Here is a 13,137-nt window from a genome sequence, read left to right as displayed (position 1 = left end):
CGGACCGCGTCCCCTGTGAAACCAAGAACCGGGTAAACAACGGGAGTTCTACATGAACATCACTCGTCTTCTGACGGCCAGCACCGCCCTCGTGGCCACGGCGACCATCGCCGGCGCCGAGGCTCACTCCGAGATGGCCGATGAGATGACCATCGTCAGCTGGGGCGGCGCCTATCAGCAAAGCCAGCTCAAGGCCTATGTCGAGCCCTATCAGGAAATGCACCCCGAGGTGACGATCACCTGGGACGAAAGCTCGGCCGAGGCCGTGGCCAAGCTGCGCGCCCAGAACGAGGCGGGCAACGTCACCTGGGATCTCGTCGACGCCACCGCCGCCGACGCGATGCGCCTGTGCGACGAAGGCCTCGCCATGGAGATCGACCCGGACGAGGACCTCGCGCCCGCGCCCGACGGCACCCCGGCCTCCGAGGATTTCGGTGAGGAGATGCTGGTCTCCGACTGCTTCATCCCGCAGATCGCCTATTCCTACACCTTCGGCTACCGCAACGACGTCGCCGAGTGGGACGGCAAGCAGCCCGAGAGCGTCTGCGACGTCTTCGACACCGAGACCTTCCCGGGCCAGCGCAGCCTCGAGAAGCGGCCGCACAACAACCTCGAATGGGCGCTGATCTGCGACGGCGTGCCCTATGAGGAGGTCTACGACGTGCTCGAGACCGAGGAAGGCCAGGACCGCGCCTTCGCCAAGCTCGACACCATCAAGGACGAGACCATCTGGTGGTCCTCGGGCGCCGACACGCCGCAGCTTCTCGCCGATGGCGAGGTGGTCTTCGGCTCGACCTACAACGGTCGTCTGTTCAGCCTGATCGTCGAGCAGGACCAGCCGGTCAACATGATGTGGGACACCCAGTCCTACGATCTCGACGGCTGGATCATCCCCGAGGGCCTCGACGAGGCGTCGCTCGCCCGCGTCAAGGATTTCCTCTACTTCGCGACCGACACCCAGCGCCTCGCGGACCAGGCCAAGTACATCTCCTACGGCCCGGCCCGCAAATCCTCCGCGCCGCTCGTGGGCGAGCACGCCGAGCTCGGGATCGACATGGCGCCGCACATGCCGACCAACCCCGAGAACTCGGAAGGCGCCTTCGTGCAGAACTACGAATGGTGGGCCGACTACCGCGACGATCTGGATGCCAAGTTCCAGGCCTGGCTCGCCCAGTGATGTCGCGCGCCTGAGCGCATGAGGGGGCGGGGCCGCATCGGCCCCGCCCCACCCCCAAACCCGGAGGCATGATGACCGACAGCGCGACGACACCCCCGAGACAGCCGATGGCGGCGCTCCCGGGCGGCGAGGTGACCGAAGGAGGCCCGATGCTGGCCGCCGACGGCAGGCCTCTCAAGCACAGCCTGAACCGGGCCCTGCGCCGCGAGAAGTTGCGCGCCTTCCTGCTGGTCTCGCCGCTGCTGATCTTCATCCTCGTCGCCTTCGTGGCGCCGATCGCGGACATGCTGTTCCGCTCGGTCGAGAACCAGATCGTCTCCGAGACCCTGCCGCGCACCGTGTTGGCGCTGCGCGAGGACGAGAACCTGCCCGAGGCGGCCCCCGGCGAGCCGGTCTACGAGGCGCTCTACACCGATCTCTTCATTGCCGCCGAATACAAGACGCATACCCGCCTCGGCAGCCGCCTGAATTACGAATCGACTGGCCTCAGCTCGCTGTTCCGCGGCACCGGCCGCGATGTCGGCCGCTTCGATACCGATATCTACACCGATCAGTTCATCGAGGCCGAGCCCGCACTCGAGGATCCGGTCGCCTGGTCGAACTGGATGGCCGACGACGACATCCGCGCGGCGCTGCCCCAGACCGCCGATGTCTGGGATGCCTGGGTCAAGCTCACGGTCGAGGCCAACGAGGACGACCCGCTCGAGGAGGATGTCGAGGATTTCGTCTATGCCGCGCTCTACCGCGACCTCGCGAGCGGCGCCGCACCCGCCGGGTTTCCCGATGTCGACGTCTCGGGCTTCGAGACCGTCTCGATCAAGGCCCTGTTCGAGGAGTCGGACGAGGACTGGGTCGACCCCGAGGTCTGGCAGGTCATCGAGACCTACAGCCCGGCCTATACCGACGGCTATTTCCTGAACTCCGTCGACATGATGAACGGCCCCGACGGCGGCGCCGAATGGCGCCCCGAGGACGAGCAGATCTATCTCAAGCTGTTCTGGCGCACCATGTGGATGTCGCTCGCGATCACCGTCTCCTGCATCGTGCTGGGTTACCCGATCGCCTATCTGCTCTCGACGCTACCGCTGCGCTCGGCCAACGTGCTGATGATCCTCGTGCTTCTGCCGTTCTGGACCTCGCTGCTGGTGCGGACCTCCGCCTGGAAGGTGCTTCTGCAGCAGCAGGGTGTGATCAACGACACGCTGGTCTGGATTGGCCTGGTGTCGGACACCAACCGGCTGACGCTGATCAACAACGCCACCGGCACGATGATCGCGATGACGCATATCCTGCTGCCCTTCATGATCCTGCCGCTCTACTCGGTGATGAAGACGATCCCGCCCTCCTACATGCGGGCCGCGAAATCCATGGGCGCGAACGACTGGACCGCCTTCTGGCGCGTGTTCTTCCCGCTCTCGATCCCAGGCATCGGCGCGGGCTCGATTCTCGCCTTCATCCTGTCGATCGGCTACTACATCACGCCCGAGATCGTCGGCGGCACCTCCGGCGTGTTCATCTCGAACCGGATCGCCTACCACATCTCGTCTTCGCTGAACTGGGGCCTCGCGGCCGCGCTCGGCTCGATCCTGCTTGCGCTCGTGCTGACGCTCTACTGGCTCTACGACCGCATCGTCGGCATCGACAACGTCAAGCTGGGAGGCTGAGAGAATGGCTGCACTTCCCCCCTACGCCTCGACCGGCCAGAAGGTCTGGCATTACACCTACCTCGTGATCTGCGCGGCGATCTTCTTCTTCCTCATCGCGCCGATCCTCATCATCATCCCGCTGTCGTTCAACGCCGAGAACTTCTTCACCTTCACGCCCGAGATGCTGGCGCTGGATCCGGAGGGCTACTCGACCAAGCATTACCGTGACTTCTTCACCAACCCCGACTGGCAGGTGCCCTTGTGGAACTCGCTGAAGATCGCGCCGGTCGCGACCTTCCTGTCGGTGGCGCTGGGCACACTCGCGGCCATTGGGCTGAGCCAGCCGCATGTGCCGTTCCGCCGGGCGATCATGGCGATCCTGATTTCGCCGATGATCGTGCCGCTGATCATCTCGGCCGCCGGCATGTATTTCTTCTACAGCCGCATCGGCCTGCAGGGGACCTACTGGGGCGTCGTGCTCGCCCATGCCGCGTTGGGTATTCCCTTCGTGATCATCACGGTGACGGCGACGCTGGTGGGCTTCGATCGGTCGCTGACGCGGGCGGCGGCGAACCTCGGGGCAGGGCCGGTGCGCACCTTCTTCAAGGTGCAGATGCCGCTGATCCTCCCGGGCGTGGTCTCGGGCGGCTTGTTCGCCTTCATCACCTCCTTCGACGAGGTGGTGGTGGTGCTCTTCGTCGGCTCCGCCGGGCAGAAGACGCTGCCGTGGCAGATGTTCACCGGCCTGCGCGAGCAAATCTCGCCCACCATCCTCGCCGCCGCGACGGTGCTGATCTCGATCTCGGTGGTGCTTCTGGTGACGCTCGAAGTATTGCGGCGGCGCTCGGAGCGGCTGCGCGGCATGTCGCCGGGCTGAGCTTCGCGACATCGAGGCAAGGCAAGAACGCCCCGCGGATCATCCCGCGGGGCGTTTCACGTTGAACAGGCCTAAGGAAGCAGCGCCAGCCAGAGCGTCGCGCTGAGCACCGAGGCCGCCGTGCCGATCAGCACCGCCGAGGCGGCGACGCGCTTGGCATGGCCATAGATCGAGGCGAAGAGATAGGCGTTCACCCCCGGCGCCATCGCCGCCGTGATGATCGCCGAGCGGAAGGCCTCGACCGAAAGCCCGGCCATGGAGCCGAGTCCCCAGACCACCGCCGGGTGCAGCACCAAGGACACCGCGACGATGTAGAGGATCACCCGCATGTCGCCCTCGGGGCGGTAGCGGTAGAGGATGCCGCCCAGCCCGAACAGCGCCGCCGGCAGCGCCGCGCGCGCCATCAGCTCCAGCGCCTCGATCAGCACCTCGGGCAGCGGCAGCCCCGAGAGGTTGACCAGCGCGCCGAGCCCGATCCCGAGGATCAGCGCGTTGCGCCCCATGCCGCGCAGCACCCGCCCCGGCAGCTGCCACAGCGATCCGCCGCCCGCCTTGACCAGTTCCATCGCGGTGATGCCCACCGCGTAGCAGAAGGGCGAGTGCAGGGCGATGATCGCGAAATTGGCCTGTAGCGCATCCGCGCCGTAAGCTCGCTCGGTGATCGGCAGGCCTAAAAGCAGGGAGTTCGAGAACAGGCCGACGAAGCCGATCGCGACCGCGTCCTCCCACGGGCGGCCGAAGATCAGCCGCGCGCCGAAGAGCCCGGCAAAGAAGCCCGCAAGCGCGCCCGCGTAGAAGCTGCTCAGAAGGAGAGGATTGAACTCCTGCGCGAGGTCGAGCCGCGCGATGGCGAGAAACAGCAGGCAGGGGATCGCGAAGCCCTGGCTGAACCGCATCAACCCGTCGATCGTCGCCTCACCGATCCAGCCGCGCCACGAGGCGAGATAGCCGAACCCCAGCACGAGAAAGACCGGCAGGGTGACGGCCAGCAGCAGCAACATGGTTGGGCCTCCGCACGGACGGGGCCGCGCAATAGCGTATCTGCGAAAGGACGAAGGGGCAGAGGCCCTTCGTCTAGATGTCGAACGACAGCGTCATCCCGTCATGGGCCGGGGTAATGTGATCGGGTGTCTCGGCCGCCACCGTGGCGTAGTCGAGATCGTAATGCATGTTGGTCAGCACCGCCTGCCTAGGGGCCGCGCGCGCGATCCAGTCGAGCGTCAACGCGAGATGGGCATGGCTGGGGTGCGGCGCGCGGCGCAGCGCGTCGACGATCAGACAATCGAGCCCGTCGAGATGCCGCCAGGCGGCCTCGGGGATCTCGTTGACGTCGGGCAGATAGGCCAACCCCTCGCAGCGCAGGCCGAGCGCCGAGATGTTGCCATGCACGAGATCGAAGGGCGTGAGACGGATCTTGCCGCCCGCGCCGGAGATGGTGATCTCGTCCCCGATCGGGTGCAGGTCGCAGATCGGCGGGTAATCCGAGCCGGGCGGGGTTTCGAAGGCATAGCCGAAGCGCGCCATCAGCGCTTCGGTCGTCGGCGCGTCGGCCCAGCATTGCAGCCGGGCGCGCATGTTGAAGGCGATCATGCGCAAATCGTCGATGCCGTGCACGTGGTCGGCATGGGCATGGGTCCAGACCACGCCGTCGAGCTCGCCGACCTCGGCGCCGAGCATCTGCGCGCGCAGGTCGGGCGAGGTGTCGATCAGCACCCGCGTGATGCCGCCCGGCCCGTGGCGGCTCAGCAGGAGCGAGCAGCGGCTGCGCGCGTTGCGCGGCTCGGCCGGGTCGCAATCGCCCCAGCGGTTGCCGAGGCGCGGCACGCCCCCCGAGGAGCCGCAGCCCAGAATGCGCGCCTCCAGCCGGTCGCTCATGCGGGGCTCCACTCTGCGGCCTTGGAGAACAGCCGGTCGAAATTGGCCGAGGTTCGGGCGGCAAATTCGGCCAAGGACAGGCCGAACAGCTCCGCGCCGACCTGCGCGGTATGCGCCGTATAGGCCGGCTCATTGCGGCGGCCCCGGTGCGGCGGCGGCGCGAGATAGGGGCTGTCGGTCTCGACGAGAATGCGGTCGAGCGGGGCGCTCTTGAAGATCTCGCGCAGCTCGCCCGAGCGCGGAAAGGCCGCGATGCCCGACATCGACAGGTAGAAGCCGAGATCCAGCGCCGCGCGGCCCAGTGCCGCCGAGGAAGAGAAGCAGTGCATCATGCAGTCGTATTCGCCCGCCGCGTGCTCTTCGGCCAAAATGCGCGCCATGTCGTCATCTGCATCGCGCGCATGGATGATGAGCGGCAGCCCGGTGCGCCGCGCCGCCTCGATGTGAATGCGCAGGCTCTCCTGCTGCACGGGCTTGCTCTCGGCGGTGTAGTGGTAATCAAGCCCCGTCTCGCCGATGCCGACCATCTTGGGGTGCTGCGCCAGCGCCACGAGATCCTCGACCGACGCCAGCGGCTCGTCTGCGGCGCTCATCGGGTGCGTGCCCACGGCCCAGAACACCGGGTCATGCGCCTCCGAGATGGCGCGCACGGACTCCGCGTTCTGCAGTTTCGTGCAGATCGTGACCATCCGGGTCACGCCGGCGTCGAGGGCGCGCGCGATCACCGCCTCGCGTTCCTCGGCGAAATCGGGAAAGTCGAGGTGACAATGCGCGTCGACGAGCTGGAAATCTTTGGAAGTCATCTGGCCTCAGGCTGCGGCGACACCGGTCGCCATCGCTTCGATCCTCAAGAGCATATCTAGAAGCAGCGCCGAAGGGTCAAGGTTGACCGCCCGGCCATGCCGGGCGCGGGCCGACAGCTCCTGTTGAAGCTCGGCCACGCGCCGCGCCGCCCGCGCATCGGGCGCCAGCATGGTCAGAAGCCGTGCTTCGCCCTCGGCACCCTGCATTTCCGGCGCGCCCATCAGCCCGGCGCGCGCGGCGCGGGTGAGCAGCAGGTCGATCAGGTCGAGCGTCAACGCAAATCGCGCCTCGGCCCCCTTACCTGCGCAGGCATCGGCCATGGCAATGGCGCGGGGCCGGTCGATATGCGGCAGGCCCGAGAGCAGCGCCACCAAGGCGGCATAGAGCGTGCGCCCGTCCGACTGCGCGATCCGCGCCGCTCCGCCCACGGAACCCGCCGCCAGCACCGAAAGCGCCTCAGGCGCCTCTTCCGCAACACCGGCCTGCGCCAGCGCCTCGGCCAGCGGGGCGGGCGCCAAGGGGCGCAGCCGCAGCACCCGGCAGCGCGAGCGGATCGTCGGCAAAAGCCCCGAGGGCTGATGCGCGATCAGCATCAGCGTGGTGTTGGCAGGCGGCTCCTCCAGCTCCTTGAGAAGCGCGTTGGCCGCCGAGACGTTCATCTCGTCGGCGGCATCGACGATCACCGCCCTGTGGCCGCCATCGGTCGAACTGAGGTGGAAAAAGCTCTTGAGCTTGCGCATCTCCTCGACCCGGATCTGGGCCGAGAGCCTGTCGCCCTTGTCGTTCGGCCCGCGCTTGAGGACGAAGAGACGCGGGTGCGATCCGGCCCGGATGCGCCGCAGGTCGGGGTCGTCATCCGGCATGTCGAGCCCATGGGAAGCGTCCCGCCCCGCGAGCAGATGCGCCGCGATGCGGTAGGCCAGCGTCGCCTTGCCCACTCCCATCGGCCCGGTGAGAAGCCAGCCCGAATGCAGCCGCCCACCTGCCTGTGCCGCGAGAAACTCGGCCTCGGCCGCCTCCTGACCGATCAACCGCCGCGTCTCGCGCGGGTGGGGCAGGCCGGGCAGGCCGGTCGGATCGGGCAGGTCGTCGCTCATGCCACGCCCCTGACGCGGGGCAGGGTGATGGCGGCGATCTCGGCGGCGACGGCGTCTGCCGCGCGGTCGCCGTCGATCACGCAAAACCGCTCAGGCGCGGCTGCGGCGAGGGCGAGGAACCCCGCGCGCAGCGTTTGCTGAAAGCCAAGCCCCATCTCCTCGAACCGGTCCTCGCCAGAGCCGCGCGCCAGCCCGCGCGCGAGCGCCTTGGCCGGGTCCATGTCGATCAGGAAGGTCAGCTCCGGCTCGGTGCCGATCATCAGCGCATGCAGCCGGTCGACCGTCTCGCGCAGATCGCCGCGCGTGGCGCCCTGGTAGACGCGGGTGCTGTCGGCGAAGCGATCGGTGATGACGGTATGGCCCCGGGCCAGCGTCGGGCGGATGGTGCGCTCCAGGTGATCGCGCCGCGCGGCGGTGAAGAGCAGAAGCTCGGTCTCGGCCGACCAGCGTCCCGGATCGCCGGTGAGCAGGAGCTGCCGGATTTCCTCGGCCCCGGGGCTGCCGCCGGGCTCGCGCGTGAGCTGTGCCTCATGGCCCGCGGCGCGCAGGGTCTCGGCCAGGCGACGCGCCTGCGTCGACTTGCCCGAGCCGTCGATGCCCTCGAAGCTGATGAAGAGGCTGGCAGTCACCGGCTCAGGTTTCGTCGCCCGCGGCCGGCTCGACCTCGGTCTGGGTGGGCTCCTCGGCGGGCGTGATCGCCATCGGGTCGAGCCCGGGCAGGGTCAGCCCCTCGGGGCCGAACCGGTCGAACAGCACCGAGGCCGCGACCTTGATCCGCGGCATGAAGCCGCCGCGCGCCACCGCCGTCTCGGCCACAAGCGGCACCCGCGTCGCGGGCATCCCCTCGCGGGCGATGACCAGCTCGGCGAGCTCCTGCCCCTCTTCGATCGGCGCCTCGATGGGGCCTTGATAGACCACCTCGGCCTCGACGTCGTCCCTCGACATCGCCGGCATCAGCAGCGACAGATCCTCGGCCAGCGCCAGCCCGACGCGGCTCTGCTCGCCCATCCAGACCTCGGCCTCGGAGATCCGCGTGCCGGCCTCGCCGATGTCGCGCTGCGCGAACTGGCGGAACGACCAGTTGACGATCCGCTCGGCCTCGACCCGGCGCGACTGGGTGCTGTCGAGCCCGGTGACGACAAAGATCACTCGGCGATCGCCCTGCTTGGCCGAACCGACGAGGCCGTAGCCCGCCTCGGAGGTGTGGCCGGTCTTGAGCCCGTCGGCACCGATGCCCAGGCCCAGGATCGGGTTGCGGTTCTGGCTGTTGGAGGGCACGCGCCCGTCGAAGGGAAATTCCTGCTCGGCGAAGATCGGATAGAAGGTCGGAAAGTCGCGGATCAGCGCGCTGGCGAGAATGCCCAGATCGCGCATGGACATGCGCTGGTTCGGATCGGGCCAGCCGTTGGAATTGGCGAAGGTGGAATTCATCATCCCCATCTCGCGCGCCCGTTCGGTCATCAGCCGCGCAAAGCCCGCCTCGGTCCCGTCGGGCGAAAGCGCCTCGGCGAGAACCGCGGAGGCATCGTTGCCTGACAATACGATCACGCCGCGCAGCAGGTCCTCGACCCGCACCCTGTCGGTGGTGTCGAGGAACATCGACGAGCCACCGTAGGAGGCGGCGTGCTCGGAGACGGGCAGGCGCTGGTCGATCGACAGCCGCCCCGAGGCGATCGCCTCGAAGGCCATGTAGAGCGTCATCAGCTTGGACATCGAGGCGGGCGGCAGCGGCTCGTCGGCGTTCTTGGCCAGAAGCTCGGTCCCGGTGGTGTGATCGAGCACATAAGCGGCGCGCGCCGGGGTGTCGAAGGTCTGCGCCCGGCCCAAGGGGGCAAGGGCCACGAGGGTGGCGGCGGCGAGGAAGACGGCACGGATCATCGAGGTCGCTCCGGTCGGTTGTCGGGCCGCGCGGCGGCGGCCGGAAGGAAAGGGCGGGGGCGGGCCGTTTCCGGCCCGACTCCCGGATCAGTTTCGCACGAAATAGGCATCCGTGAAGCCCAGCGCCTTGACGCGGGCCAGCGCGGCCTCGCGCGCGGCGGCCGTGTCGGCGGGGCCGACGATGACGCGCCAGTAGGTCGCGCCCTGGATCTCGGAGACGACGACGCGCGCGGCCAGCCCCTCCACCTCCATCGCGGTGGCGGTGTTGCGGGCATTGGCCTCGACCGAGAAGATGCCGATCTGGATGAAGGGGCGATCCAGCGCGCCCTGCGCTGCGGGCGCGGGGGGCGACGCTTCTTCGACCGGGGCAGAGGCGGCCTCGGCGGGCTGCGTCGGCGGCAGCGGCACGGCTTCGATCGGGGTCGGGTCGTCGAAATCGGTGGTGGCGCCGGGGGCTTCGGGGGTCTCGCTCTCGTCGCGACGCAGCGCGGTGACGTTGAGCGTCGCCGGTGCCCCCGCAAGCATGCCCAGCGCGCCCGCCGCCTCGGAGCTGACCTGCAGCGCGGGGCCAGGCGCTTCGCGCTCGCGCCGGAACAGCGCGCCGATCACGAAGCGGCCGTTGGCCTCGTTGCGGATGACGACCTGGCCGATCTGTTCGACATCGACCTCCGGATAGGCCACCCAGACGCCGCCGAGCGAGGGGCGCCCGTCCCACAGGCCCGGTTCGGTGACCTGGAACACGCCCGGCGCCTCCACGTCGCGCGAGACGATCTCGGTGCGGCGGCCATCGGGCCCGGCGGCGGGGCCGGCATCGCCGCAGGCGCCAAGCGCGAGCAGCGCGCCCAGCAGCATGACGACCGGCCGCGCAGGAATGGTGGCTGGCATATGTGGTCCCTCGATTGCCCCGCTCGGACCGTTGCCCGGCCCGCTCTTGTTTCGGCATGGCTTCGCACCTGTCGGCGCGATCCACGACGCGCGGCGAACATATCGGGGGCGGCGGTGCATGGAAAGCCGGTAGCGCGACACCACCTCCGAAAATCGCGTGATCCCGCCTCTTCCCGAATCGCGGCGCAGTGCTTAGGCGGAGCCGGCCGGAGGAGTGGCAGAGTGGTCGATTGCAGCGGTCTTGAAAACCGCCGTGCGTGAGAGCGTACCGTGGGTTCGAATCCCACCTCCTCCGCCAGACGCATGAGGAAATGCCTAACTTTCCAAATGCTTGGGAAATGGATGGTGGTGTTCGTCCCCCATTTCGCCTGCCATTCTCGTATCGAATGGTTGAAGTGGCGCTCTATAGTTCAAGGGACTCGCGCATTCAGTTCTAACGGCAGGGCGGAACAATCAATCCCCACCCCTTTTTGTGAACCGGCGGGGAGTGAACGCATGGGGGCTTCGGTCCCGTGACGTGCGCCAGCGGCGTTTCGGCATCCCCCGGTTCCCATATTGTGAATGGACGCGCTGACAAGCTGGCATCGGTCCCTAGAGTCCGACGGTGAAGTTTATATCCGCCCCCACCAAAGGGGGCATCCGCGAGCGGTTGCTAGCAAGATTAGCCGCTAGACTCCAGCACATCGTAAGTCGGAAGGGGATCAGCGGCAGGACCGGCGGTCCGTACTCTCATTCGAATACTACAGTACGGCGGCCTCGGATTGACGCTGGCCAACGAGTGCCGAGTGGCCCCGTCATGGCTTGCGTCAGCCAAGCCGCGACCTGACTTGCCTACCTTCCACGTCTGTCAGCCCCCGCAGCGCGCCCGGTAGTACGTACTATAGAATGAGTGCACTACCCTGATGGGCGGCGACGTCGTCCGCGAGCGGCGTGACACCCATCACCGCCCTCCAGTATGGACCGTCGCAGACCCACCCTGACTCACCGATACCGTAAGGAGGGTAGGGGCCGTCATGCCATCAATGCCGTGTAGAGCTCATGCGTGTGCCTGAGGTGGGAAGTCAGGGATTCCCCCACTCCCAATGAGAAGAGGGAGGGGGCTTCAATCAATGTCAACAAGGGGCCAATCAAGCCGCGGATGTTTTTCTTTTTCGAGAGGCAGCGGCCATCGCGCCGAAAGCGCCAAGCAATAGAATGCCAGAGGCTGGAAGTGGCACTGGACTAACCCAATCAGGCTCCGGAATGCCCTCGATGTACCCGCCAACGCCATGTGTCCATAAAGTGTATGTCCAAGGGTCGTTGTAGTACTCAAAGCCGTTCAGCTCAAACCCACTAACGCCGACAGCTCCCCCAAGGTTCGACAGAGGGAAGTCAAATGTGAGCTCAATATCAGTGTAAAAGCGGGTCATCCCAGCAGGAAGCCATTTTCTAGACCCGAAGTAGATCCTATAGAAGTCCAAATCAGAGAATGGGGTATCTACAGAAAATGGTTGAATGCCTATGAAGTGATGATGTGCGCTATAGAAGTCGTATTCAAGTATACTTCCAATGTCTTGATCGAATACAAAAGAGCCGCCCCACCGCTCAATTTCACCCCCAGGGTCGGAAGTCACATTCTCAAAACTCCACCTAACAGGTATTGCCTGCGCAGAGGTGGCCGTAACGATAGCTACTGCGGCAATGGCAAGATTTCTAAGGCCATTCTTCTTCATAAAGATCATCCAAACAAAACAGGTCATGCGACTCAACCAAGCGGCGAGCACTTCTCACCCTACAGGAAGTGTGCGGCCATACACCTAGATTCGACCGCGCCATGGCTTTTTACCGGTAAGCCGCGCGGCAACGGTGGCTTGCTTCCCTTCCGGGTCTGTCAGGCCCTGCAGCGCGCCTGGACCTGCGTGCCATAGATCAAGCGCACCAGCCCGGAAGGCGACGACCTCATCTGCGGACAAAGTTACCCCTGTGACGACGACCAGTTGGCTTTCCATATACGCTCGTATCGCCATGTCTACAGACAGAGCCTTTGCAATCCGCTCGGCCAGACTGTCTGGTTATCCATTTGGAGCGCACGCAAGGACTGTGCGATTGAAAGTAGCGATTGAGTAAGTGGCCATGTCTACCGGCTCTGTTGCGCAAAGCGGGTGATGGCCGATGCGCCCGGCGGTAGAGCACGCCATTGTCCCGGTCATGCGCATCTTTATCTGCAAAATGGCCCTGGATCGTGCTCGAGGCACATTTCGGCAGGCCGATGCGAAAGACGATGCGCATGCGGGATCTCCGGAGCTTTGTTGGCTGCAGCGGTCATGTCAGCCCGGTCTTGCAAGGCCAACGCGCGGCACCCGGCGACGCCTGCGAGAGGTACGCGCAATGGCCGGTGGACAAGCCGCGCAGCGGCGGGCCAGTCTGCACCGGGCGGGGCGGTGAGAAGGAAGCGCAGCCATGGCGGGCAGGAGCGGCGGCACGGCGGCGCGCGGCGGAGCAGGGGCGCTCGATCTGCTTCGGATCGAGGTGCTGGCCGCGCGGATCGAGGCCTTCGGCCGGGCCGACCCGGATGCGGGCAATCTGTGGCGCTCGGAGATGGCGGTGGCCGAGGCGGTCGCCTCCGTCGCGCTCGAGGGGCGCCGGGTGTCGGAGGCCGATCTGCTGCCCCGTGTGGCGGGGGGCGATGCGGGGCGCGGCGATACCGTTTCGGGCGAGCTGGCGCTGGGGCTGATCCGGGCGCTCAAGGCGCCGGGTGATCCGGTGGCGCGGCCGGGCGAGGCGATGGAGCGGCTCACGCGGCGGATCGGCGGCCTGCCCGGTCCTGCGCGCGACAGCGGGGCAGGGCATGAAGAGGGGAGGCCCGAGGCGCTCGCCCCCGCCCTGGCGGCGCTGCGCCCGGACGATCCGCCGGTGCTC

12 protein-coding genes and 1 tRNA gene are annotated in these 13,137 nt (G+C 67.0%); 5 read left to right on the top strand and 8 right to left on the bottom strand.

What is annotated here, in order from left to right; translation table 11 throughout:
- Window positions 1-52: 52 nt before the first annotated feature.
- From NHG85_RS10110 to NHG85_RS10100, 3 genes are all read left to right on the top strand, one after another.
- Complete coding sequence (locus tag NHG85_RS10110; protein WP_253332037.1) at window positions 53-1,177, top strand: extracellular solute-binding protein; 1,125 nt, start codon at window positions 53-55, stop codon at window positions 1,175-1,177.
- 107 nt (window positions 1,178-1,284) lie between these two features.
- The gene (locus tag NHG85_RS10105) at window positions 1,285-2,841 is read left to right on the top strand and encodes an ABC transporter permease (protein WP_253332035.1); all 1,557 of its coding nucleotides are present in this window, start codon (window positions 1,285-1,287) and stop codon (window positions 2,839-2,841) included.
- Between the two features lie 4 nt (window positions 2,842-2,845).
- Complete coding sequence (locus NHG85_RS10100; RefSeq protein WP_253332033.1) at window positions 2,846-3,700, top strand: ABC transporter permease; 855 nt, start codon at window positions 2,846-2,848, stop codon at window positions 3,698-3,700.
- 71 nt (window positions 3,701-3,771) lie between these two features.
- Here NHG85_RS10100 and NHG85_RS10095 read toward each other — a convergent pair whose 3' ends face one another.
- The 7 genes from NHG85_RS10095 to NHG85_RS10065 form a co-directional block, all read right to left on the bottom strand.
- The gene (locus NHG85_RS10095; protein WP_253332031.1) at window positions 3,772-4,701 is read right to left on the bottom strand and encodes an AEC family transporter; all 930 of its coding nucleotides are present in this window, start codon (window positions 4,699-4,701) and stop codon (window positions 3,772-3,774) included.
- A gap of 73 nt (window positions 4,702-4,774) precedes the next feature.
- Window positions 4,775-5,575 (bottom strand): MBL fold metallo-hydrolase, encoded by an 801-nt coding sequence (locus tag NHG85_RS10090; RefSeq protein WP_253332029.1) that lies wholly within the window; start codon window positions 5,573-5,575, stop codon window positions 4,775-4,777.
- A complete protein-coding gene (locus NHG85_RS10085; RefSeq protein ID WP_253332027.1) occupies window positions 5,572-6,378 on the bottom strand; it encodes a TatD family hydrolase in 807 nt (268 codons plus the stop codon). The genes NHG85_RS10090 and NHG85_RS10085 overlap by 4 nt, the downstream gene beginning before the upstream one ends.
- Before the next feature lie 6 nt (window positions 6,379-6,384).
- Window positions 6,385-7,476 (bottom strand): DNA polymerase III subunit delta', encoded by a 1,092-nt coding sequence (locus NHG85_RS10080; protein WP_253332025.1) that lies wholly within the window; start codon window positions 7,474-7,476, stop codon window positions 6,385-6,387.
- Window positions 7,473-8,105 carry a dTMP kinase gene (gene tmk, locus NHG85_RS10075; protein WP_253332023.1) on the bottom strand — a complete coding sequence of 211 codons (633 nt, stop codon included), beginning with the start codon at window positions 8,103-8,105 and terminating at the stop codon, window positions 7,473-7,475. The genes NHG85_RS10080 and tmk overlap by 4 nt, the downstream gene beginning before the upstream one ends.
- A 4-nt stretch (window positions 8,106-8,109) precedes the next feature.
- Window positions 8,110-9,354: a D-alanyl-D-alanine carboxypeptidase family protein gene (locus NHG85_RS10070; protein WP_253332021.1), complete on the bottom strand. Its 1,245-nt coding sequence runs from the start codon at window positions 9,352-9,354 to the stop codon at window positions 8,110-8,112.
- Window positions 9,355-9,441: 87 nt separating this feature from the next.
- On the bottom strand, window positions 9,442-10,239 hold the full coding sequence (locus tag NHG85_RS10065) for an SPOR domain-containing protein (protein WP_253332019.1): 798 nt from the start codon (window positions 10,237-10,239) through the stop codon (window positions 9,442-9,444).
- A gap of 208 nt (window positions 10,240-10,447) precedes the next feature.
- Between NHG85_RS10065 and NHG85_RS10060 the strand changes: the two genes are divergently transcribed.
- Window positions 10,448-10,537: transfer RNA gene (locus NHG85_RS10060), tRNA-Ser, on the top strand.
- An 829-nt stretch (window positions 10,538-11,366) separates the two neighbouring features.
- On the opposite strand, the gene NHG85_RS10055 is transcribed toward NHG85_RS10060, so the two are convergent.
- Window positions 11,367-11,978, bottom strand: a complete 612-nt coding sequence (locus NHG85_RS10055) for a VPLPA-CTERM sorting domain-containing protein (RefSeq protein ID WP_253332017.1) — start codon at window positions 11,976-11,978, stop codon at window positions 11,367-11,369.
- A gap of 700 nt (window positions 11,979-12,678) precedes the next feature.
- Between NHG85_RS10055 and NHG85_RS10050 the strand changes: the two genes are divergently transcribed.
- Window positions 12,679-13,137 (top strand): hypothetical protein (locus NHG85_RS10050; protein WP_253332015.1); only part of this gene is annotated, 459 nt, incomplete at its 3' end.

The organism is Limimaricola litoreus (assembly GCF_024159025.1).
GTDB lineage: Bacteria > Pseudomonadota > Alphaproteobacteria > Rhodobacterales > Rhodobacteraceae > Limimaricola > Limimaricola litoreus.
This window is presented reverse-complemented; position numbering and strand designations above follow the sequence as displayed.

Coding starts and splice junctions, on each gene's coding strand:
- NHG85_RS10110 (WP_253332037.1), top strand. CDS start 53: ATGAACATCACTCGTCTTCTGACGGCCAGCACCGCCCTCGTGGCCACG.
- NHG85_RS10095 (WP_253332031.1), bottom strand. CDS start 4,701: ATGTTGCTGCTGCTGGCCGTCACCCTGCCGGTCTTTCTCGTGCTGGGG.
- NHG85_RS10085 (WP_253332027.1), bottom strand. CDS start 6,378: ATGACTTCCAAAGATTTCCAGCTCGTCGACGCGCATTGTCACCTCGAC.
- NHG85_RS10070 (WP_253332021.1), bottom strand. CDS start 9,354: ATGATCCGTGCCGTCTTCCTCGCCGCCGCCACCCTCGTGGCCCTTGCC.
- NHG85_RS10080 (WP_253332025.1), bottom strand. CDS start 7,476: ATGAGCGACGACCTGCCCGATCCGACCGGCCTGCCCGGCCTGCCCCAC.
- NHG85_RS10055 (WP_253332017.1), bottom strand. CDS start 11,978: ATGACCTGTTTTGTTTGGATGATCTTTATGAAGAAGAATGGCCTTAGA.
- NHG85_RS10100 (WP_253332033.1), top strand. CDS start 2,846: ATGGCTGCACTTCCCCCCTACGCCTCGACCGGCCAGAAGGTCTGGCAT.
- NHG85_RS10105 (WP_253332035.1), top strand. CDS start 1,285: ATGGCGGCGCTCCCGGGCGGCGAGGTGACCGAAGGAGGCCCGATGCTG.
- NHG85_RS10065 (WP_253332019.1), bottom strand. CDS start 10,239: ATGCCAGCCACCATTCCTGCGCGGCCGGTCGTCATGCTGCTGGGCGCG.
- NHG85_RS10090 (WP_253332029.1), bottom strand. CDS start 5,575: ATGAGCGACCGGCTGGAGGCGCGCATTCTGGGCTGCGGCTCCTCGGGG.